The organism is Metabacillus malikii (assembly GCF_030813355.1).
In the GTDB taxonomy this organism is placed as follows: domain Bacteria; phylum Bacillota; class Bacilli; order Bacillales; family Bacillaceae; genus Metabacillus; species Metabacillus malikii.
Window position 1 is genome coordinate 21,931 of the sequence record NZ_JAUSUD010000019.1, and the last position, 23,620, is coordinate 45,550.

The following is a 23,620-nucleotide window of genomic DNA, read 5'->3' on the forward strand; positions in this document are numbered from 1 at the left end:
GGAAATTTCCCATTCAGTTCTAATTAAACAAGCTTGACATTACACTAGAATTAAGAGCTTGTTTAAGGAGGACTTCAAATGAGGAAATGGTTAACACGTTCAATTTTTTTCTATTTCATCTATGGACTGATTGTTTATTGGTATTTGTTTATTTTCTCTGGTTCCGGGATACCTGCTCCTTATGAAGGAACTTCAGCAGATCCAAAGACGTTTATGTCAGGTAGAGAATTAATATTATCACAAGAGTATTCTACGATCCGTAATTTCTTATACTTTGTGACGATCCCTTTTGAATGGTTTTTACTGTTTGTATGTCTTATAACTGGCCTATCAAAAAAGATGAAAGAGTGGGCAAGTGCTACTTCACGTTTTTTTAGTTTACAATCAGCAATTTATTTTTTCTGGTTGTCTTTATTCGTCACCTTTGTTTCATTTCCAGTGAATTGGATAGGATATAAAATTTCGAAAACCTATCAAATAACAACCCAATCATTTTCTTCTTGGATGAAGGATGAAATCATAGACTTTTGGGTGAATTATTTACTTATGACCGTTATAATTGTTGTCCTATATTGGTTAATCAAAAAGTTTGAGAAAAGATGGTGGCTGTACGCTTGGCTTCTTTCAATACCTTTTTCACTGTTTTTAATGTTTGTCCAGCCGGTAATAATAGATCCTCTTTACAATGACTTTTATCCTTTACAAAATAAACAGTTAGAGGAAAAAATATTAGCTCTAGCTGATAAAGCAGACATTCCGGCAAATCATGTCTATGAAGTAAATATGTCTGAAAAAACAAACTCACTTAACGCTTATGTAACAGGAATCGGTTCAAATTCAAGGATCGTATTATGGGATACCACGTTGAATCAATTGGATGATGATGAGATTCTCTTCATCATGGCACATGAGATGGGGCATTATGTGATGAAGCATATTTATATTGGTATCGCGGGATATTTATTATTAAGTCTAATTGGGCTTTACTTAATCCATTTGTTGATGAGGAAAATAATTAGCCGTAGTGGTTCTTTATTGCGTATAAGCTCAATGAAGGACTTGGCTGGATTCCCATTATTTCTAATGTTGCTAGGCATGCTGACAGTTGCTTCTAACCCGTTAGCGAATACTGTTGCAAGGTATCAGGAGAAGAGTGCTGATATGTATGCGATCAATATGACCGGTGATCATCAGGCTGCAATTAGCTCGTTTCAAAAATTGTCAAAAGCAGGTCTAAGTCAGGTAAATCCACCGTCATTAGTGAAGATTTTCCGTTATACACATCCAACTATGCTTGAACGGATAGTATATATAGAAGAGGACCTTGAAAGTAATAAGAATGATTAATAAAAGAGGGTAATTCAAAAGGGAGACTGCCTTTTGGATTACCCTCTTTAGCTTTATGTTTACTCAACCATGGTCATTAATGTCATATTAGTTAAGAAACAAACATAGAATAAAAGTGTTTGAATAGAACTACGTAACAAAATTATTGTATACCATTCTATGCCATACTTCATTTCTTAGTTATGTTGTTTTAGTTTTCTTTACTTCTCTCAATATACACTCATTAACTAGTAGTTATTGCAAAGAGATTCAAGTTTTTGTGTATTCTTGTAAGCGATCATCAGGTAAAAGCAAAAAAATAAAGACCGCCATAATGGCAGCCTTTATCCTAATTTACGTAGTGCTCTGTATTCTTTAGATAATTTCATAAATAATTGTTTGTTCTTTGTGTCAAGTGCATCATTGATACGTTCTTCTAGCAACGACTTTTTCCTGATAAACAACGCTTCGTCTAAAACCATTTGGATATACATGTCTAGTACAGGATGCTCGGATGGAACGTGATTCATTGTATTGCGGGATTTCATGATCTCAGTGTAAGACGACTTTTTATTCTTCATGAATATCACCCCTGATGCCTTTTTTATATTGTATGGAAAAATGGGATGAAAATCAACTAAATAGTAGAAATTTTTAAAAAATTTAAGCGTCATAATTCCTTGAGACATGAATATATAAGAAGCTGTCATAATATGTGTATAATGTTTGCTGAATTTCCTAGATATATTCGATATGAGGGTGCGCGTTAATAGATTTTAATAAATCGTTAATAAAATGACATTTTTTACCTATATGTAAAAAATGTCATTTTATTGTATATTATTTGTTAATTTATAGAAAAAAATAGGGAAATGTGCTAAATTATAGAACGTAAAATATTCCTATTAATTATGATAAATGAGGTGAACTTTATGGTATCCCTAGAAAAGAAGGACTATATTATTAATCGTTTGACCATGGCTTTATTACCTTCTGAGGATGGTTTAAGCACAACAATTCTTGAAACGGATGAGAAATTCACTATTGAATCACGCCCACTTAAAATCATGGATAATAGCTGCCGATATTTTGGAAGCAGTTATATCGGACGTAAATCTGGGACTAAAGCTGTAATGGGTGTTACACATAAGTCGCCAATCATGGTTGATCCGGCGAATATGATTTATTTTTTCCCCACGACCTCCTCAACACGAAAAAACTGTATATGGCTCTCACACTCGCACATAAAACACCATGAAAAAACTACTGATAATCAAACTATCGTAACATTTTCTAATGACGAAGAATATTTATTAAATATTTCAATAGGTTCCTTTGAGAAGCAGTTTCACCGAACAGCACAGCTTCGAACCCTGATGACGACTCGAATCGAGCAGGAGCAGAGGAAGATGGACAAGATTTTAATGTCAAGTGAAGATGAAAAGTATAATCAAATATATGCACAATTCATAAGAGAAATTAAAAAGTATTTATAAAAATGAGGGTGGCTCAAAATGACACAGTCAGACACCTCAAACAAGTTATATAAAAGGAATTTTTTAACTTGTTTGGAGTAGAGGGACAGTGTAGAGTCGCCCTTTTTTAGTTTTTCAACAAAATCAACACAATCAGTATGTATATTAAATATAAACTTTTCATGATGCACTTATCAAAGGCAATACAGGGTTATTTTATTGGAATTAAGGCTAATATGGTATTAAGAACCTTTATTTATGAGGTTTAAATAAATAATCCTCCATTATTTCAATCACTTTGTTTCGAATTCGTGGGTTGAAATAATTATGTTTCTCTTCATAACCATTGTATATGAAGGCGTATAAAGTAAAGGCTTCATCGCGTTCTATCTCGTGTACTTTTACATTTTCGTTATGAAGCTTACGTTTTATATGAGCCAAATCTTTTTGTGCCAACTTCAATGCTTCTTCTACTAGTGATAAGTATGGTTGGTGTAATTTGAACGGACTGTTTTTAATCACCATTAAATCTCTATTGAAAATGGAAATGGTCATAGGCAGGTAAATCGCTAATTCTATGATATCACGAATGTCAGAAGGTATTCTCGTCATATAATGCCCCTCCAATTATAGAACGTGTGTTCTTATTTATTTTACACAATTAAAACAGTTATTTCAAGTAGTTTAAACACCTTTAGTATATTTCAAAGGTCTTTGTAGCCTTTTTTATCACTACTGCTCACCTGACGCCCTGCTACCCGTGAGTACTCATGCCTGCAACAATCCAAAATAAAAAAGTATCAATGTTTTCAAAAACGCATTTTAGAATAAAAATGATGAGACTTACGAAAAAGTTTTTTTATAGGAACTTTATGTTCTGTTTAGGAATGTGTAAAATAAAAGATGTAAGGATTAGTAAGGAGCAAAAAATGAACAAAGAGACAATGCAGGATTTTTTTACGATCGAACAATTAATGCAATTATTTGAGACATATCGTTCATTTGGCCCGTTTTTTGCCATTTTGTTACCTCTTCTTGAAGCTTTTTTTCCGTTTTTGCCACTAGTTATATTTATTGTGGCTAATGTAAACTCTTTTGGCTTATGGTTTGGCTTCCTCCTTTCCTGGATAGGTGCCTGCACAGGTTCAATAATCGTTTTCTTTATAATGAGAAGACTTGGAAATTGGAAGTTGATTAAACGACTAAAAGATAAAAAAACGTTTCGGAGATTATTAGTTTGGATTGAACGAAGAGGGTTTAGTCCATTATTTTTAATACTATGTTTTCCATTTACGCCTTCAGCTGCAATTAATGTAGTTGCTGGACTTTCTAAAATAGGTTATTGGCAGTTTATCTTGGCTGTTCTTACAGGGAAATTTGTGATGATATTTATGGTGAGTTTTATCGGTCAAGATTTACATGCCCTCATCACGCAGCCTGTTAGAGCAGTAGTCGTAGCATTTGTTATATTTCTATTATGGTTTTTTGGGAAACGAGTAGAGAAACGCCTTAATACAACAATGGTCTCAAGGGGTAGGGACTAATGATTATTTTAGGAGGATATGATGAAAAAGAGAGGGATTGCTTTTATTGCGATTATTATCTTTCTATCGGTGATAACAATGAAGAACCTTATGTTTGTGGAATATGAGGTTGAAGGCGTTTCGATGCAGCCAACATTTGAAGAAGGCAAATTACTATCAATCAATAAGTTTGGCTTATATTTCCACTCGGTAAAAAGGTTTGATGTAATATTATTTCAACTTCCTACTAGTGATAAGACATATGTGAAAAGAGTAATAGGTTTACCAGGTGATGAGATTCATTATGAAGACGACCAACTATATGTTAATGGTACAGCGGTTAACGAACCGTTTTTATCCAATAAAGAGAAAGAAAATGGAACGAAACTGACAGGTAATTTCACACTGGAAGAAATAACAAATAAAACGAAAATACCAAAGGGATACCTATTTGTTATCGGTGATAATCGACTTCAAAGTAGAGATAGTCGTCATTTTGGGTTAGTTCATATTGATAATGTTATTGGCAGAGTTGGCGAAAAACAATGAGGGTGATTTAGTGTGTGTCTGTTAAATTAATTAGACGCATATATGATTCACCCTCAAATTATATGTTAGGCTTTTTGAGAAATTTTTACATAGATAAGAGTGGATATGTGCAGAGCTATTCCTAGTTTTTATTTATGCATTGAAAAAAGCCAAATAAAGAAAAGAAATAACAGTATAAATACAATTAGAATTGTTTGAAACTGAAGGTAATTCGCGAGTAATGGACCGATGCTAGCGCCTACAAGTAAAGTGAACGAATAAAATGAAATAGCTGTCGCTCGCTTATGAGCAGCGGCTTCACCTATGAAAGTAATAAGTGAGGGAATTAAAACAGAAAGGCTTGCCACGAAGATAATTGATAGAAACGTAATCATGTTAAAAGTAGAGAAGATAAACATCGAAATATATGAAACACTCATAATTACCAAACAAATTATAATCATCTGTCTCGATGGATACCTTTTAAGCCATTGTCCGGAAAACAGTGAAAGTGGTGTGCCGATTAGCCCGATACATCTTGCCAAAAAGAGCGCTTGTTCATGTCCTGTAAAATGTCTGGATAAACTATCATAAAATGACACAAACGACATGAGTGTGAAAAATGTGAGACATAGACCTAGTATTACTGGTCGTTGTAGAAGTGGTTTGCGAATTGTTGTTTCGATTTCCTCTCTGAAATATTGATTTGCTGCATTACCGGGTAGGAGAAAAAAACTAATAAGTGCAATAAGTGTGTATAAAATAGTGAAGAAATAAAAGATAGCTTTCCAATCATAGTATGAGACAAAATAACTACTAATAAGCTGACCAATAATACCGGCCATTAAAAAGCCCATATTAATGATTGCAATAAGAAAAGTACGTCTTTTCGGGTCAAACAATTGAAAGCAAAGACTATATGCGACAGGTGCAAACGAGCCTAACAATAATCCTTGTAGTGCTCTAAACATGTAAAAGCTAGATAAAGAGAAGGATAAGCTAATCATGAACGTGAACAAACTAGACGTAATCATCCCAATGATTAATATCCATTTTGGAGAGAACTTTTCTGATAATGGTCCAAAACTTAGTAATCCACAAGCATAACAACTTGTAAATAATGTACTAGAAAAGACAACCTCGTTATAGGAAAGAGATATCCCCTTAGATATGGCATCATAAATCGGTATGAATAGATAGATATTGCTTGCGACACATACAGATGCAATCCAGAAAAAAATGACGATGAAGCGATAATTCATTAGTCTCCCTCCCTAATCATCAACTTTAAAAAATCCCTTTAAATGTTAGTCAAATACAAAAGTTGCCACATGTTGATAAATGGTATTTGCAAGAAAAGTGAAGTAAAATAGGAGTAATGAACAATATTGTGGCAACGAAATTATTAATTTGATGATGCTTTTTAGCTACTTTTTCAGTAGTAATCTTAAATAATATATGCTTTTTAACTATAAATGTTAGTGAGGAATAAACGTGAGTATCCAATTTATTCTAGGACGATCTGGAAGCGGAAAAACAACAAATATCATTAATGAAATAAGACAACGACTACAGGACAAACCGATCGGCCGTCCGATTATATACCTTGTCCCTGATCAAATGACCTTTGGTGCTGAATTTGAACTCATCCGCTCAGCAGAAGTTGGCGGTATGATTCGTGCTCAGACGTTTAGTTTTAGCCGATTGGCATGGCGGGTGTTACAGGAAACCGGCGGGATAACAAGGCAGCATCTCTCAAGTACTGGTATACAAATGCTGCTTAGAAAATTAGTAGAACAGTATAAACAAGAATTTAAAGTCTTTGCTAAGGCAAGTGACAAAAATGGATTTATTGAACAGCTTGAAACAATGTTAACAGAATTTAAAAGGTACTGTTTAACTCCACAGGACTTGGAAGATTATTTAGCATCTGCAACAACAGAAATAGATAAGAAGTCATTAACAGATAAACTCCATGACATGTCGTTATTGTATAAGCAGCTGGAACTTCAATTGAGTCAGAAATATGTTGATTCTGAGGATTATTTGCGCCTACTTACAGAAAAAGTACAAGAGTCTGAGTATATTAAATCTGCAGATATATATATTGATGGATTTCATAGCTTTACTCCACAAGAGCTAGAGGTTGTATTTTCTTTAATGAAGGAGGCAAGAAATTGTAAGATTGCTTTGACGATTGATAGACCATATGATGATTTCTTACCGCATGAGCTTAGTCTATTTCAACTTTCGGGGAAGACATACCATCAAATATCGAAGCTTGCTGACAAAGAAGGATTACATGTAGAACCACCACTTGTTCTTAACGAGCAACACCGTTTAACTAATAATCCTTCATTAGAGCATTTAGAGAAATATTATGACATCCGACCTACTACAATCTTTGAAGATAAGACAAACATTACGATTTTTCAGGCTTCGAACCGTCGCTCAGAAATCGAGGGGATAGCAAGACAAATTCATACACTTATTAGACAAGAGCAGTATCGCTACAAAGATATTGCATTGTTAATAAGAAATGCTAATGATTATCGTGACCTTATTGAACAAGTTTTTCGCGATTACGAAATTCCCTTTTTTATTGACCAGAAGCGTTCCATGCTAAATCATCCAATCATTGAACTCATTCGTTCTACATTAGAGGTTATTAATGGTAATTGGCGTTACGAATCAGTTTTTCGTGCAGTGAAAACTGAACTTCTTTATCCGCTTGAAATCGATAAACAGCAAATGCGGGAGGATATGGATTTGTTAGAGAACTATGTTCTATCGCATGGAATGAAAGGATCAAGGTGGACAAAAGATGAGCGCTGGACATACCGTAAATTTTATTCGTTGGATGAAGACTATGTTGCAACAGATGAAGAGAAGCAAATCGAGGAAAAGATAAATTATGTAAAAACACTTGTTGTTCATCCGATTTTGACATTGCAAAAACGATTAAAGCGTAGTAAATCAGGTCAAGATTTAGCTGAAGCATTGTTTCTTTTCTTAGAGGAATTAAACGTACCAGAAAAAATTGAACAATCGCGCTTAGAGGCAGAAGCAAGAGGAGATTTGCTAGAAGCCAGGGAGCACAGTCAAGTTTGGCAAGCAGTCGTACAACTTTTAGATGAATTTGTAGAGCTTCTAGCAACAGAGGATGTCTCATTAACACTCTTTGCTACAATAGTTGATACAGGCATGGAGGCTTTGAAATTCTCGTTAGTGCCGCCTGCAATTGACCAAGTGCTTATAGCTGATATGGAAAAGTCTAGATTCTTTCATGTAAAGTGTTCATTTATTATTGGGGCAAATGATGGTGTTATTCCAGCTAGACCAAAAGAAGAAGGGATTTTGACAGAAGATGAACGTGAAGCATTAAATTATCAAGGAGTAACGCTTGCTCCAACAGCTAGACAAGCGCTACTCGATGAGAATTTCATTATTTATATGAGTCTAGCAAGTGCAGCGGATAAATTATATCTTTCCTATCCGATGGCCGATGAAGAAGGAAAAGCTTTACTTCCATCGATTATCGTTAAGAGAATCGAAGAAATGTTTCCACAAGTTCATACTCATAGATTAATCAATGAGCCTGACCAGCTCGCGTTAAGTGATCAGCTTTCATTTATCGTGAATGAACAAGTAACGTTATCATACGTAACATCACAGTTGCAATTATGGAAACGAGGTTATCCGGTTCATTCAATCTGGTGGGATGTTTACAATTTCTTTATTCAGTCTGAATATGAACAGTTAACAAGAAAAGTTCTTGGAAGTCTAACTTATCAAAATAAACTAACAAAGCTTGAACGAACAGTTAGTCGTGAATTATATGGTGAGCACATTCAGGGAAGTGTATCGCGCATGGAACAGTTTAATAGCTGCGCCTTTTCCCATTTTGCTTCATTCGGTTTGAAACTGAAGGAGCGTCAATTATTTAAATTAGAAGCACCAGATGTCGGGCAAATGTTTCACTCGGCGCTTAAATTAATATCTGATAAATTACAGCAAATGGAGCTAGACTGGAAAGAATTAACGAAGGAGCAATGTGACAGATTATCATATGATGCAGTTGAGAAACTAGCACCTAGACTCCAACGTGAAATTCTCCTTAGTTCAAATCGATTCCATTATATTAAGAGAAAGCTTCAAAAAATTGTTTCTCGTGCTTCAACAATATTGAGCGAACATGCTAAGATTAGCGGTTTCTCACCGATAGGTCTTGAACTTGGCTTTGGTAAAGGTGGAGAACTACCGCCTATTAGATTTAGACTCCCAAATGGGTGCACGATGGAAGTGGTCGGGCGCATAGACCGTGTTGATAAGGCAGAAGGTACAAACGGAGTATTGCTCCGAATTGTCGATTATAAATCAAGCGATAAAAATGTACAGCTTACTGAAGTTTACTATGGTTTAGCACTGCAAATGTTAACGTATTTAGATGTGATCATATCTAACTCTAATGACTGGTTAGGGGTAGAGGCAACACCTGCTGGAGTCCTCTATTTTCATGTCCATGACCCGATTATTCAAGCAAACTCTTTGCTAGCTGAAGATATGTTGGAAGAAGAGATTTTTAAAAAGTTTAAAATGAAAGGCCTGCTCCTCGGTGACGTTGAAGCTGTTCAACTAATGGATAGTACGTTAACTGAAGGAAAATCGTCTGATGTCATTGCGGCTGGTTTAAAAAAGGACGGCAGTTTTCGTGCGAATTCAGCGATTGCTAGTGAAGCAGAGTTTGAATTATTACGAAACCATGTCCGGAATACATTTGAAAAAATAGGGACAAGTATTACAGATGGCAACATTGATATTAGTCCGTATAAGTTAAAAGATAAACTCCCTTGTACATTCTGTCAGTTTAAAACAGTATGTCAATTTGATGAATCACTTGAAGAAAATAATTACCGTGTCTTAAAAAGTGAAAAGAACGATGAAGTAATAAAAAGAATGAGAGAGGAGGTCGGTCTTAGTGGGGAATCATATTAAGAAACCTGAAAATAGTCAATGGACTGATGATCAATGGAAAGCGATCGTCGCTAGTGGACAAGATATATTAGTTGCAGCAGCAGCTGGTTCTGGAAAAACAGCTGTACTAGTTGAACGGATTATTAAGAAAATACTTTCAAAAGAAAACCCCGTTGATGTTGATTCTTTACTCGTTGTGACCTTTACAAATGCATCGGCTGCAGAAATGCGTAATCGGATCGGTGAAGCTTTAGAAAAGGCGTTGAAGGAAAATCCGTCCTCTTTGCATTTGCGTCGGCAATTAACATTGTTAAATAAGGCGTCTATATCGACACTACATTCTTTTTGTTTACAAGTCGTTAGAAAATATTACTACATGATAAATATTGACCCAAGCTTTCGAATCGCAGATGAAACGGAAGGACAATTGCTCATCGATGAAGTGTTAGATGATTTATTTGAGGAGGAGTATAGTCGCGAGGACAATGAGCCATTTTTTGATTTAATCGACAGATATACATCGGACAGAAATGATGTTGAATTACAGACGATTATTCGTGAGCTATACTTTTTCTCTCGTTCACATCCTTCTCCAAATGATTGGCTTGAGGAACTGGCAGGGATGTATAAAGTGAAGGAAGAAGATATCCAATCACTTCCGTTCATGCGCTATTTACTGCAAGATATTGAACTACAGCTCCTAGGTGCAAATGATAGACTGATTCAAGCGTTAGAAATTACGAAGCAACCTGCAGGGCCTGCACCACGGGCAGAAAACTTAGACGATGATTTAAAGCAGGTGTCTGAGCTACTTGCCGTAAAAGATTCCTGGGATAAATTAAGTAAGCAAATTCATTCCTTTAAATTATCTAGAGCTAAGACGGTAAAAGGTGACCAATATGATAAGGCGTTAACCGACCAAGTAACAGCATTGCGTAACACAGCAAAAAAGCAAATTGAACAATTACGTGATGAGATGTTTACAAGGAGTCTCTCTTCTTATTTAGAAGACTTTGAACAATTGGGACCAGTTATGGATAAGCTCGTTATCCTCGTTAAACAATTTGCTAAAAGATATGAAGAGAAGAAAAGGGAAAAGGGAATTGTTGATTTTGCTGACCTTGAGCATTATTGCCTTCAAATATTAAGAGGCGAAAACAATGAACCGAGTGAGGCTGCTTTGTTTTATAAGCAACAGTTTACTGAAGTTCTTGTCGATGAATATCAAGATACAAATCTTGTGCAGGAATCGATATTAAAGCTTGTAACGAAAGATGGAGAAGCGACAGGGAATTTATTTATGGTCGGAGATGTTAAACAATCGATTTATCGTTTTCGTTTAGCAGAACCATTCTTATTTTTAAGCAAGTATAAACGATTTACACCAGATGGTGACAGCACAGGTCTTAAGATAGACCTATCAAAAAATTTCCGCAGTCGTGCGGAAGTTCTTGATGGGACAAACTATATATTTAAGCAAATTATGGGTGAACGTGTTGGAGAAATTATCTACAATGATGAAGCTGAATTAAAATTAGGTGCTTCGTATCCGACAGATTCTAAAATGAGTGCAGAGTTATTGCTCATAAATCGTACACAAACGGAAGAGGATGCCACTGAAGTTGATGATACAGCAGTCTTTGATGAACAAGAACTAGAGACAGCTCAGCTTGAAGCAAGAGTAATGGCTAGAAAAATTAAATCATTAATAGATATTCAATTTCCAATTTATGATCGAGGGATGAATGATACTCGACCTGTCACATATCGGGATATCGTCATTTTACTTCGTTCGATGCCGTGGGCACCTCAAATTATTGATGAATTCAAGCAAGCGGGAATACCTGTTTATGCGAATCTATCAAACGGGTATTTCGAAGCAACTGAAGTAGCAATCATGGTTTCATTATTGAAGGTGATTGATAATCCTCTTCAAGATATTCCGTTAGCATCTGTGCTTCGTTCACCAATTGTCGGTTTAGATGCGAATCAATTAGCCATTATTCGGACCTATGATAAGAAAGGCACTTACTACGAGGCACTTAAAGCATGCTTGAATAACGATTCCTTAGTTGATGCAACATTATTATTAAAACTAAGACAGTTTTCGGAACTATTACAAAAGTGGAGAGATCTAGCTCGCCAAGGTTCAGTATCAGATTTAATTTGGCAGCTATACCGTGATACCAAATTTTTTGATTTTGTCGGCGGAATGCCTGGTGGAAAACAAAGGCAAGCAAATCTACGAGCATTTTATGATCGGGCACGTCAATATGAAGCAACTTCTTTTAGAGGACTGTTTCGCTTTTTGCGTTTTATCGAAAGAATGCAAGAACGGGGCGATGATTTAGGTGCAGCCCGTGCGTTAGGTGAACAAGAAGACGTAGTGCGCTTAATGACAATCCATAGCAGTAAAGGCCTTGAATTCCCAATTGTTTTTGTTGCTGGACTCTCAAAGCAATTTAATATGATGGATTTAAATAAAAAGTATTTATTAGATAAAGAGCTTGGCTTTGGTACAAAATTAATTAATCCTAAATTGCGGGTAAGTTATCCTACTTTACCGTACGTTGCGTTAAAAAAGAAAATGAGAATGGAATTACTTGCCGAGGAAATGCGTGTTCTTTATGTTGCATTAACGCGAGCAAAAGAAAAGCTTTATTTACTTGGGACATTAAAAGATGCTGAAAAAACGATTTCTAGTTGGCAGAATCTCATCTCACATAATGAATGGTTATTACCTGATTTTGAGAGAGCGAAGGCAAAAACGTATCTTGATTGGATTGGTCCTGCTTTAATACGCCATCAGGATAGCCATATATTAAATAATGGATTAGCGAGTTCAAATCTTGAGATTGCTAGACATCCATCAAAATGGTCGATTGAGGTCATTAAAAATGAAGAGAATAATGAAACTCTTACAATGCAACAGGAAATAAACGTGGAGTTATTAACTTCTATTTCAAACGGTGAGACAGTGCCAATTGAAAGTGATAAGAATGAAGATGTACATGCTGCATTAACATGGTTCTATCCACATATCGCAGCAACGAATAGCCGCTCTAAGCAGTCAGTTTCCGAGATAAAACGGCAAAAGGAATCACGTGATGAATATAGTGATTCACAAATAATAAATACATCACAGTCGTTCTTATATGAACGACCAAGCTTTATGAGAAATAAATCAATCTCTGCAGCTGAAAGAGGAACGGCGATGCATACGGTGATGCAGCACATGAATCTTGAGGCTAAGGTAATCACGAGCCATGATCTATCCAAAAAATTAGAAGAGCTTGTTTCAAAAGAAATTCTCACGTCGGAATTAGCTGATGTGATAAACTCAGAACAAATCATACAATTTTTTTCAACATCTATTGGGGAACGGTTGCTGTCTGCTAAACAAGTTTTTAGGGAAGTTCCATTTAGCTATGCCCTAGATGCGAAGCAAATCTACAAGGACGTAGAGGATGAAGCGGTTTTAGTCCAAGGGGTTATTGATTGTTTAATCGAAGAAGAGGATGGTTTAGTTCTAATCGATTACAAAACAGATTCAATTACAGGACGTTTTCAAGGTGGAATTACTGAGGCAGAACCAATATTAAAAGAAAGATACAGAGTTCAAATTGAATTATATACGAAAGCAATCGAAGCAATTACACGACGACCATTGAAAGAAAAATATTTATACTTTTTTGATGGTGGGTATTTGCTCGATATGTAAGTTAGACGGTAGTAAATTGGCGTTTTTACGCCTTCCTTACTACCTCTTTCATTTAGGCTGTTTTCTAAAAGATTGTGGCTTTTTGCACTAACCTATTTAAGGATTTGTTGGAGCTATGAGGCTCCTGCTGGATGCGTGGGAAGCCACTGAAAAAGTATACTGACTTCTGATAAGTATCTACTTTTAGCTATTTCTTATATAGATAATGTGCTTATCCTACGTATAGTTTGATTGGAGCGGAAGTGCGAGACTCCTGCGGGATGAGTGGGAGAGCTGAGACCCCGCAGGCGTTTGCGCCGAGGAGGCTCAGCACCCACCCCGCGGAAAGCGAGTACTGCAGCGGAAATCAAACTGAACGTCAACTCTGTAAGATAAATTCTATTTTTCTATAAACAAGACTTTTTCAGTGGTCTCATGCGTGGGAGAGGTGAGACCCCGCAAGCGTTTACGCTGAGGAGAACGAAAAGCGTAGGCGGCTTGCTCATCGACGTACAAACTGGAGGGGCATCGACTGAGATAAAGGAATCACGATGAGCCGTATGGCGAATCGATGATGACTTATCGTAGGGAGATGACCTGAAGTTTGCTTGTTCGTGCCGCAAGGAGCTATGAGGCTCACCACCCACCCCCGCTATTGCTGAGTACCGTAGCGGAGACAAGCCTAAACGACAACTCAGTTAAAATTAAAAGCAACAATGTTTACGAAAACAGCATTCATTTATATGAATAATTAATGTTTATTTGTTTAACTGTTTTCGTAGATTGTTTTTATGTAACAAGTGAAAAAGGGGATGAAAAAAGTTGAGGATTTTGCATACAGCGGATTGGCATTTAGGACGTTCATTAGAAGGACGTAGCAGACTTTTAGAACAAGCGGATTTTATCGATGAGCTTGTTAAAATTGTTGAAGAAGAAGAGGTAGATATGATTTTAATGGCTGGTGATGCGTTTGATACAGTGAATCCCCCAGCTGCTGCAGAACAATTGTTTTATGATGGAATTTCACGATTATCGGATTATGGAAAAAGACCAATCGTTGTCATCGCCGGGAACCATGATAACCCTGATAGACTTTCAGCAGCTTCTCCTTTAGCTGGTAATCACTCGATCCATCTCATCGGTTATCCTACATCGGATGTATTACGAGTCGATGTCCCACGCGCCCAGCAGCAGATGATGCTCGCGGCATTAGCCTATCCTTCTGAAGCAAGGCTAGAACAAGTGTTATCAGAGAGTCATGATGAAGTGCTATTAAGAGATAAATATGATCAAAGAATTAGAGATTTATTTTCAATAATGAGCAAGCAGTTTCGGAATGATACAGTGAACATGGCAATGAGTCATATACATGTGGCAGGTGGAAGCTCCTCTGATTCAGAGCGACCAATTGAAGTAGGTGGAGCCTACACAGTTGCAGCGACAAGCATGCCTGAAGCAGCACAATATGTAGCATTAGGTCATCTGCATCGGCCGCAAACGATAAAAAGGGCAACATCTCTAACAAGGTATTCTGGTTCACCACTGGCTTATAGTTTTTCAGAAATTGGTTATGCCAAATCCGTTACAATTATAGATGCTGAACCGAATCAGCCTGTTGAAATAAAAGAAATCCCACTTTCCTCTGGAAAACCGCTTGTCAAATGGAAAGCAACAGAAGGGATTAGTCAGGTCCATAAATGGCTTGAGGATGGCCGTGACGCATCTGCTTGGATTGATTTAGAAATCCATTTAACATCAACTTTATCAATTGAAGAGATTCACCGACTTAGAAAATGGCATGCTGGATTTATTCATATTCGTCCGGTGTTTTCGACTGATCAAACCATTACTGAGACGAGGCAAGCGAATTTACCAATAGACCAATTGTTTACACAATTTTATGAGAAGCAAACAGGTGGAGCAAAACCAGAGGAAGAACTAATTAAGTTATTTCTAGAGCTTATAAATGAAGATGATGAGAGTACTGGGGAAGGTGAGCGTGAATGAAACCGATTCAATTAACAGTATCAGGATTGCATAGCTTTAGAGAAAAGCAAACGATTCAATTTGATACTCTTTGTGATGGTGGAATATTTGGGATTTTTGGACCGACTGGAAGTGGGAAATCATCTATACTAGATGCGATGACATTAGCTTTATACGGGAAGGTAGAGCGGGCTGCAAATAATACGCACGGCATTTTAAATCATGCTGAAGATAGTTTAAGTGTTTCCTTTACGTTTGAATTAGAAAGTGCCTCATCTAAAAAGAGTTATACGGTAGAACGTGTATTTAAGCGTGCCGATGAAATGAAAGTAAAAACGTCGATTTGCCGTTTAATAGAAGTAAATGAAGAATCAATCGTTCTAGCAGATAAAGCGGTAGAAGTGAATGATAAGATTAATGGTTTACTAGGATTAACAATTGATGATTTTACGAGAGCAGTTGTTTTACCTCAAGGGAAATTTGCTGAATTTCTTTCCTTAAAAGGTGCTGAACGAAGACAGATGCTGCAACGCTTATTTCATCTCGAACAATATGGCGATCAATTGTTGAAGAAATTACGCACAAGACTTGCTTCAACAAAAATAAAACGTAACGAACTCGAAGCGGAAAAAAGTGGGCTTGGGGACGCTTCAAGTGCTGCGGTTACACAGGCAGAGGAACAGTTAAAAGCTGCGAACATCTTACTTATGAAAAGACAAGCTGAGCTTGAGAATATCACGAAAAAGTTTGAAGAGAAACAGAAAATCTGGGAGCTTCAACTAGAAAAAGATAAGCTAAAAAAAGAAAAATCGTTGTTAGAAATAAAGAAAGACGATATTGCTCAATTACAACAACAAATTAAGAAGGCAGAAGAGGCAGAAGTATTAAAGCCTTATGCAGAGGCATTACAAACAATTAAGCAAGAGAGGCAAGCTGCGGAAATCCAACTTCAAATTGCTGAAAAAAATTATGCGGCCATAAAAGAGAAGTATGAAAAGGAAAATGCAGCATATGAAGAAATTAGATTAGTAAAGAGCGAGCAGGAGCCTAAGCTTGTAGCTCAAAAAGAAAAGCTATTATACCTCCAACAAGTCGATGAGGAACGTCAATCAGAACAAAAGAAACTAGTACTTCTACAAAAAAATTATTCAACGATTGAAGACCAAATGGCTAAAGGTAAACAAGAATTATCAAAGGCAGAATCGTTAGTCGAAAAAGCGGTTGTGAAGCAACAACAATTGAAAGAGGAGATTATAAGTAATACCGTTTCATTAAAAGAAAGAGAAATGGTCCGTGCTGCAATAGATGCTAAAAATCAAATTGTCCAAAACAAGCAAAAGCTCGATGAAACAACCGAGATATTAACTAAAAAGTTACACACTGTTGAAATTGAGAAAGAGAATTTAAATAAAGTTAGTAACGAGTTGCTAGACTGTAAGAAACTACTACGTGAGAAGTTTGGCATAATAAACAACTTGTATTTTCTTACCTCTGAACGTGAGAAGGAACATAGTGTATTAGTTAACAAGATTAAAAATAGGCTAGACTTTCAACTTAAACAAGAAGAGATAGCTGCAAGCCATAAACTTGCTTTAAAACTTGTCAACCAGTTACATGATGGTGAGCCATGTCCTGTCTGTGGTTCATGTACTCATCCAAACCCTGCTCATGATAATGAGGCCTTGGAAGTATCCAGTAATCAATCGGATATCATCAAGCAGCAATTAGAACAAGTACAAGCCTTAGGTCAAGAAGGAAGCTCGATAAAAATTAAATTAGAAGGTCTCTCACAACAGTTAGTGTCTGAGTTCACGTTTTTACAAAGCATCGTAAAAGTAGATGAACGAACAGTTGAGAAACTCATCGAAGAAGATTTGCCAAATGAGCAAGGTTATCAATTACTTCATAATGAGTATAAAGTTATTATGCAAGATTACTTACAATTGAAGCGTAGCGTCGAAGCAATAATCAAACAACTAAGAAATTTACAGCAAGAAGAAGTTAGGAAAACGGATTTAATAGCAGCAACGGATAAGGATTGTCAAGAATGGCAAGAAAAGCAGAAGCAATTGAATGATGTATACCAACTTTCTGTCAAAGATTATCAGGAGCAGTTTTCAATGATACCTCTTGATTTAGTTGAAAAACGTCAACAAGACTTAACAATGAAGGATAAGGCGATTGAACATTTGAATGAGCGTATTGAAAAAAGCGTCCTTTTTATTGAAGAACAGCAAGAAAAAGTGAAGCAATGTGAACAAAAAAATCAGCAGTTTCATGAACAAAAAATAGAGTTACAAGCTGCTATAAATACAAGCAAACAGCTAATTCTCGAAAAAGATGAAAAATTAAAAGAAGCACATACTACGAAGCCATTCCATCAACAAATTGAACTTGTCACTAGCAGGTTACATGAGTTAATAAGTAAGGAAAAAGAGCTTTATAAAATGTGGCAAGAAACAACTCGGGAATTACATGAACACCAAAGTTATCTTGCTGCAAATGAAAAAGCATTTGAGCATGTAAAGCAAAGATTAGAAGAAGCGGGACGTAAATGGGTTGAAGCATCTGAAGGAACTTCTTTTATTACAACAGAAGAAACGCTTTACTCTATCATTCCTCATGCAGAAAAAATGAGCATTAAAAAAGAAATTGAAAATTATCAGGACAGGATGAAGCAATTAAAAACAAGCTTACAACAAATAGACGAAAAACTTGCATCTAATCAAGTAACCGTTGAAGAATGGCAACAGCTGCAACAATTAAAGAATGAAGTAAAGGAGTTAGTGGATGAAGCACATTCAGTAAAAGGAGCAGCTAATCAGACTTTAACAGAATTATTAAAAAAACATGAACGGTTTATGGAGATTGAAAAGCAGCAAGTAAAGCTAGATGATTTACTGCAAAAACTTGAAAAATTACAATCAGTTTTCAAAGGTAACAGCTTTGTAGAATATGTTGCGGAAGAACAGCTTATCCAAGTTAGCAAATCAGCCTCGGAAAGACTTAGCTTGTTAACTCGTGGGAGATATGCAATCGAGGTTGATTCACAAGGTGGATTTATTATGCGAGATGATGCAAATGGTGGCGTCAGAAGACCGGTATCGTCACTCTCAGGTGGGGAAACATTCTTAACATCATTAGCATTAGCACTTTCTTTATCGACACAAATCCAATTACGTGGCGAGTATCCGTTGCAATTTTTCTTCTTGGATGAGGGCTTTGGTACATTGGATGCGGACTTACTTGATACGGTTGTGACATCACTCGAAAAATTACAAGCTCAAAATCTATCAGTAGGTGTCATCAGTCACGTAGCTGAGCTAAGAGCACGATTACCGAAAAAGCTTATCGTCACTCCAGCTGAGCCTTCTGGAAAAGGAACGACGGTTTCGATTGAGACGATTTAGATTCAAAGAAATTATTAAAAATAATATGCCTCTGTATATTGGTTGTTGAAACAGCGATAATATAAAATATTCAAGCGTAGTCATATGCACAACGAATAAAAGTAAAATCGGTCAGACCCCTTATATACAAACGATAGACAAGTAGAGGGGTCCGACCTTTATATTCAAGTTTAATTATTTGCGGTCATGTTTTGGTCTGCGACATCAGGATCGATCATGTTAGTAGCATTTAAGACATTGTTGACGACATGGAAATCTCCTGTGTTTCCAGCACCAGACCCAGAGGCTGTTTTTGATTGACTTTTAGGTGATAAATAAAATGAATCTCCAAAGTTTACGACACCACCACCAACACTATTAATCTTTATTGGACCTACGATTGCTGGCATATAAAAAACATCCTTTTTGATTTCTCTAGTACTTTACTCTATGCATACAAGTTGAAAATCGTTCTCTAAAGATGTCTTTGAATTAATCTAGAGGATGTCTAATATGAAGTATTCGTGATTCGCATTTTATATCTTTTGATGAACCGATTTGAAAGACGGCTGCACTAGACAGAGCGGTTACTGAAACCGTATTGACATTTATACTAGCATTTTCATGAAAAAAGCTTGTAGTGATTCTTTCATAAAATATCGGATACGGAATGTCTTCATCAAAGACTGGATATTGATGAAGGTTACCTTCATTCCCGAAATATTTTTCCTCTTCACGTTGCTCAGCTAATACTTTTACGTTTGGTGTAATATTCATAGAGTCACCAATCGAAAACACAGAGCTTAAACCGATAGAGTTGACATAAACGGACTTTACTTTAGAAAACCGGCTAATCATTGCGGAGCCAGCGGTACATACGGACCAATAATTAACGATTCTGGAGGTGTATCAAATATGGACGACATCGAAATGGTATTTGTATCACCGATTAAAAAAACCGATGAACTAGATACACCAACGACCCGTATACACTCAACATGGATATTTCGATTCACAACGGTGAAATTCATGGTGTTCCTCCTTCTTTTGGTAAGTGTTGCATGAAGTGTGTAATAGAATCTTCAACATCTTTTTTGACCTTGTTAACAATTCGGTCTTTATGTTCAGAAAATTGATGGACATCATTAATTGGCTGGCTATTCATGTAATACTGGATCCTGCCATCAACTTGTTTTCGGATGTCTTCAATGATATGTCTTCTATGTGGCTCATCTAATCGTAACTGTAATTGTTGTTCGGCAGCTTCAAGATAAGCGATACAATCTTTATTTAAAAAATGTTGTATCTCCTCATGACATTGCTGGAAAAGCTGTTCATTTAATTGTCTATGTTGCTGTTGACTTGTGACATCATTATGAATATTCATATTTTGATGCTGAACCTCAAATTGGTCGATTTGATTAGGATCTGTAGGATTTAAGCCGATGTTTAAGGTACCTTCTAATCGTTCAACCTTTAGCTGATCAAATTTATATTCAATTTTCTCGATATTTGTACTCGGTTTACTTTTGATTTCTTCAACTTCCGATTGAAGAGCGTCAATTGTCTTTGAGAGTTGATTCAGCTTTTGCTCTTGATGCTGTATATATTGTTGGAGCTGGTGCAGGCTTTTCATCATTTCATTTGTGTACATAGTGTTCACCCCGTTCATTCACAAAAGTTGCTACAATAAATATATGCACCACGTTCATTTGGGTGAATGCCTATTTAGGTTTGCTACTTAACCATTCGTAATTATTATGTTACAGGGGATGTTAAAGGAACTGAAAACGTACCTGTTTCCTCTAACACTCCAGTAGGTGATTGAGAACCAATTTCCGGTGCTGATTCAGTAAAACCTCCTGTATTATATAGGTTAGAAAGTGGTTTAATAATTCCTGCAGACCCTATTTGAAACACAGAAGAATTATTGACAGCATCTACACGCAAGTAGTTAATGTTAATTGATTGATTAATATAAAAATTCATTACCTACCCTCCTATAAATTAGCTGCTGTAGGCTGGTCTACTACATCATTATCATACGTATTCGTAACAGAATGCTGATTATAAATATTCAATCCGTCTCCAGTATTAAACGAACCGGCCCCAGCAAAAGTTTTTACTTCACTGTAGGGAGAAATCGTAATACAATCGCCAACATGGACGACACTACTTGAACCGACACTATTTACTTTAAATGCACCTACAATTGCTGGCATTGTGAACATTCCTTTTATTAGTTTTATTCCGGTGCAAACCGTCCGTAAGACTCCCAACTCAAAATATGAAGTGATTTTCAGATGTTTAAGCGGGAGATAACAGACACTAACACCCCGATTGGTTCCATTAACAATCAGTGGATAGCAATATGTTTGAAGTATCACTTTATGGTTACTTATACTAATATGATTGACCGAGTATTTTTGTGTAAGATAGTATTGATAACTAATTGTATTACTGTAAGGAGAGATGATTCGTGTTTGATGCCCATATACATCTTGACCAATATGAAGTTGAGAACCTAAAGGAACAAATATCTATATGGGAGGAAAAAGGTGTCAAGGGAGTGCTGGCAGTTGCTTCGAACTTGAAATCCAGTTATGATACGCTTAAGCTAAAACAGAATTATCCGGACTTTGTCTACGCAGCGATCGGTCATCATCCTGAGGGTGATCCTCCAAATGATAAAGATTTATATGAACTAACTGAGTTAATTAGCAAAGAAAGGAATAGTTTATCTGGAGTAGGAGAAATTGGTCTCCCAACCTATAAAAAAACAGAGCTTTATGAAATCCACAAACAGGAAAGGTTTATCGATGTTTTGGAAATATTATTAGCAACAGCAAAACAAGAACAGCTACCTGTTTCTTTACATGCAGTACATGAAGAAGCAGAAACGGTATTAGCTTCGCTACGGAAAACACATACCGTTAGAGCACATTTTCATTGGTTAAAGGCCAAACCTAATATTGTCGACGACATTATCCAAAATGACTTTTATATTTCGGTTACACCAGAAGTATGTTACCGGGAACGTGACCAAGAGCTTGCTAGGAGAATTCCCATCGACAAGTTATTAATTGAAACAGATGGACCATGGCAGTTTAATGGACCCTTTGAAGATAAACAAACTACTCCATTATTACTAAAGGATATAACGTCATGTTTAGCGAATATTCTACATATCCCAAAAAAGGAGTTAGCAAATCAACTTGTCCTAAATGCAAAACAGTTTTGGAATACGATGAATGAATATACATAGGAGGTTTTTATGAAGTTTGTTACAGCGATGATACATAAGGAGCAATTTATAGGTGTATTACATGGAGAACGGGTTATCGATATACATAAGGCAGAAAAGGATATCTTTGAAATTGTCTCGTTTCCAGGTACATTATTTGAATGTTTAAAGCTTGGAGACAAATTTGTACAGGATGTCCAACAAATCATAGACAAAATCAGCGAGGAAGGTTCTGAGTCCTATTTATATCCAATCGAAGAAGTTACAATTCTTCCTCCAATACCAAGGCCTTCGAAAAATATATTTTGTGTAGGAAAAAACTATCGAGAGCATGCCATTGAAATGGGTAGTGTAGAGGATATTCCAGAACATGTTATGTTATTTTCAAAAGCTCCGACAACTGTTATCGGCCACTTTGCAGAGGTTGATCCACATCTACATATAACAAGCCAATTAGATTATGAAGGTGAGTTAGCGGTAATCATCGGTAAAAGTGGAAAACAGATAAGCGAAGCTGATGCAATGGACTATGTTTTTGGTTATACGATTATTAATGATATAACAGCGCGGAATTTACAGGCGCAACATAAACAATTCTTATTAGGTAAAAGCTTAGACACATCTTGTCCAATGGGACCTTGCATTGTACATAAATCAGCTATTAGTAATCCATATGATTTGTCCATTACGACAAAAGTAAATAATGAAGTAAGACAAGCTGGCAATACAAAAGATATGATTTTTACGATTGAGCAGATTATCTCGACGATTTCCCAAGGTACGACACTTGAAGCAGGAGATATTATTGCAACAGGGACACCTGCTGGAGTTGGCAAAGGTTTTAATCCGCCAAAATATTTGCTGCCAGGAGATGTTATTGACATCGAAATAAGCTCAATTGGAACATTAACGAACAAAATAAAAGCGGAAAACTAGACATCATTCATGAAATAGACACAAGATATGAAATGTTTCGAGTTGTTTGGTTAAATTCTAGATAGAAACATGCTAAAATAAGGTTGTTAAGGAGGTTATACATATGACACATGCCCATATTACAACATGGCTAATTGCGATTATTCTATTCTTTGTTGTGAATGCTTTACTTAAATCAAAAAAAGACAAACAGGCAAAAATTACCCACATGGTTTTAAGACTCTTTTACATCCTGATTATTGTAACAGGGGTCATTATAACAGTGGGATTATCGAAAATTGATGGTGAGTATATTGGGAAAATCATTCTTGGTATATTAACAATCGGAATGATGGAAATGGTACTCGCAAAAGTGAAAAAAGGAAAGCCAGCGAAAGTATTCTGGATTTTATTCTTTGTTATCTTTATTTTAACAGTTCTGTTAGGGTTACGACTACCACTAGGGTTTTGGGTTTTTAAATAATATGAAAGAGGCTGCCTTTGGTTAGCCTCTTTTCATTGTTGCTAAGGAAAATATAAAATCTTGAAATGTAGATAAG

At 36.2% G+C, this 23,620-nt stretch carries 20 protein-coding genes; 11 read left to right on the forward strand and 9 right to left on the reverse strand.

All coding sequences use genetic code 11. The features are described from left to right. Positions 1–78 precede the first annotated feature (78 nt). Positions 79–1,347, forward strand: a complete 1,269-nt coding sequence (locus J2S19_RS16510) for a M48 family metallopeptidase (RefSeq protein ID WP_307344241.1) — start codon at positions 79–81, stop codon at positions 1,345–1,347. A gap of 323 nt (positions 1,348–1,670) precedes the next feature. Here J2S19_RS16510 and J2S19_RS16515 read toward each other — a convergent pair whose 3' ends face one another. Further along, on the reverse strand, positions 1,671–1,907 hold the full coding sequence (locus J2S19_RS16515; protein ID WP_307344242.1) for an IDEAL domain-containing protein: 237 nt from the start codon (positions 1,905–1,907) through the stop codon (positions 1,671–1,673). A 351-nt stretch (positions 1,908–2,258) separates the two neighbouring features. Here J2S19_RS16515 and J2S19_RS16520 point away from each other — a divergent pair, with 351 nt between their 5' ends. After that, complete coding sequence (locus tag J2S19_RS16520) at positions 2,259–2,822, forward strand: competence protein ComK (protein ID WP_307344243.1); 564 nt, start codon at positions 2,259–2,261, stop codon at positions 2,820–2,822. 231 nt (positions 2,823–3,053) lie between these two features. Here J2S19_RS16520 and J2S19_RS16525 read toward each other — a convergent pair whose 3' ends face one another. After that, positions 3,054–3,413: a YhjD family protein gene (locus J2S19_RS16525; RefSeq protein WP_307344244.1), complete on the reverse strand. Its 360-nt coding sequence runs from the start codon at positions 3,411–3,413 to the stop codon at positions 3,054–3,056. Between the two features lie 317 nt (positions 3,414–3,730). Here J2S19_RS16525 and J2S19_RS16530 point away from each other — a divergent pair, with 317 nt between their 5' ends. Both J2S19_RS16530 and lepB read left to right on the forward strand, forming a co-directional pair. Next, positions 3,731–4,345, forward strand: a complete 615-nt coding sequence (locus J2S19_RS16530) for a TVP38/TMEM64 family protein (RefSeq protein ID WP_307344245.1) — start codon at positions 3,731–3,733, stop codon at positions 4,343–4,345. Positions 4,346–4,366: 21 nt separating this feature from the next. Beyond that, positions 4,367–4,873 carry a signal peptidase I gene (gene lepB, locus J2S19_RS16535; protein ID WP_307344246.1) on the forward strand — a complete coding sequence of 169 codons (507 nt, stop codon included), beginning with the start codon at positions 4,367–4,369 and terminating at the stop codon, positions 4,871–4,873. Between the two features lie 128 nt (positions 4,874–5,001). Here the strand turns inward: lepB and J2S19_RS16540 are convergent, their stop codons facing one another. After that, on the reverse strand, positions 5,002–6,114 hold the full coding sequence (locus J2S19_RS16540) for an MFS transporter (RefSeq protein ID WP_307344247.1): 1,113 nt from the start codon (positions 6,112–6,114) through the stop codon (positions 5,002–5,004). 232 nt (positions 6,115–6,346) lie between these two features. Between J2S19_RS16540 and addB the strand changes: the two genes are divergently transcribed. The 4 genes from addB (at position 6,347) to J2S19_RS16560 (ending at position 18,922) form a co-directional block, all read left to right on the forward strand. Next, positions 6,347–9,847, forward strand: coding sequence for a helicase-exonuclease AddAB subunit AddB (addB, locus tag J2S19_RS16545; RefSeq protein WP_307344248.1), 3,501 nt, complete (start codon positions 6,347–6,349; stop codon positions 9,845–9,847). After that, positions 9,831–13,547 (forward strand): helicase-exonuclease AddAB subunit AddA, encoded by a 3,717-nt coding sequence (gene addA, locus J2S19_RS16550; RefSeq protein WP_307344249.1) that lies wholly within the window; start codon positions 9,831–9,833, stop codon positions 13,545–13,547. Before addB ends, addA begins: the two co-directional genes overlap by 17 nt. Before the next feature lie 801 nt (positions 13,548–14,348). Continuing rightward, a complete protein-coding gene (locus J2S19_RS16555) occupies positions 14,349–15,533 on the forward strand; it encodes an exonuclease SbcCD subunit D (protein ID WP_307344250.1) in 1,185 nt (394 codons plus the stop codon). Further along, positions 15,530–18,922 (forward strand): AAA family ATPase, encoded by a 3,393-nt coding sequence (locus J2S19_RS16560; protein WP_307344251.1) that lies wholly within the window; start codon positions 15,530–15,532, stop codon positions 18,920–18,922. Before J2S19_RS16555 ends, J2S19_RS16560 begins: the two co-directional genes overlap by 4 nt. Positions 18,923–19,092: 170 nt before the next feature. Here the strand turns inward: J2S19_RS16560 and J2S19_RS16565 are convergent, their stop codons facing one another. The 6 genes from J2S19_RS16565 to J2S19_RS16590 all read right to left on the reverse strand — a co-directional run bounded on the left by J2S19_RS16565 (position 19,093) and on the right by J2S19_RS16590 (position 21,123). Next, positions 19,093–19,311, reverse strand: coding sequence for a spore germination protein (locus tag J2S19_RS16565; protein ID WP_307344252.1), 219 nt, complete (start codon positions 19,309–19,311; stop codon positions 19,093–19,095). An 82-nt stretch (positions 19,312–19,393) separates the two neighbouring features. Next, positions 19,394–19,759: a spore germination protein GerPE gene (locus J2S19_RS16570; protein ID WP_307344253.1), complete on the reverse strand. Its 366-nt coding sequence runs from the start codon at positions 19,757–19,759 to the stop codon at positions 19,394–19,396. Further along, positions 19,756–19,932: a spore germination protein GerPD gene (locus tag J2S19_RS16575; RefSeq protein ID WP_307344254.1), complete on the reverse strand. Its 177-nt coding sequence runs from the start codon at positions 19,930–19,932 to the stop codon at positions 19,756–19,758. The genes J2S19_RS16570 and J2S19_RS16575 overlap by 4 nt, the downstream gene beginning before the upstream one ends. Further along, the gene (gene gerPC / locus J2S19_RS16580; protein ID WP_307344255.1) at positions 19,929–20,555 is read right to left on the reverse strand and encodes a spore germination protein GerPC; all 627 of its coding nucleotides are present in this window, start codon (positions 20,553–20,555) and stop codon (positions 19,929–19,931) included. Before gerPC ends, J2S19_RS16575 begins: the two co-directional genes overlap by 4 nt. 104 nt (positions 20,556–20,659) lie before the next feature. Further along, complete coding sequence (locus tag J2S19_RS16585; RefSeq protein ID WP_307344256.1) at positions 20,660–20,890, reverse strand: spore germination protein GerPB; 231 nt, start codon at positions 20,888–20,890, stop codon at positions 20,660–20,662. Positions 20,891–20,901: 11 nt separating this feature from the next. Then, positions 20,902–21,123 (reverse strand): spore germination protein, encoded by a 222-nt coding sequence (locus J2S19_RS16590; protein WP_307344257.1) that lies wholly within the window; start codon positions 21,121–21,123, stop codon positions 20,902–20,904. Between the two features lie 257 nt (positions 21,124–21,380). On the opposite strand from J2S19_RS16590, the gene J2S19_RS16595 reads away from it, so the two are divergent. From J2S19_RS16595 to J2S19_RS16605, 3 genes are all read left to right on the forward strand, one after another. Then, complete coding sequence (locus J2S19_RS16595) at positions 21,381–22,166, forward strand: TatD family hydrolase (protein WP_307344258.1); 786 nt, start codon at positions 21,381–21,383, stop codon at positions 22,164–22,166. 9 nt (positions 22,167–22,175) lie between these two features. Continuing rightward, entirely contained in the window at positions 22,176–23,081 is a 906-nt protein-coding gene (locus J2S19_RS16600; RefSeq protein WP_307344259.1) for a fumarylacetoacetate hydrolase family protein, read from the forward strand. A 103-nt stretch (positions 23,082–23,184) separates the two neighbouring features. After that, complete coding sequence (locus J2S19_RS16605; RefSeq protein ID WP_307344260.1) at positions 23,185–23,544, forward strand: YisL family protein; 360 nt, start codon at positions 23,185–23,187, stop codon at positions 23,542–23,544. Positions 23,545–23,620: the final 76 nt, after the last annotated feature.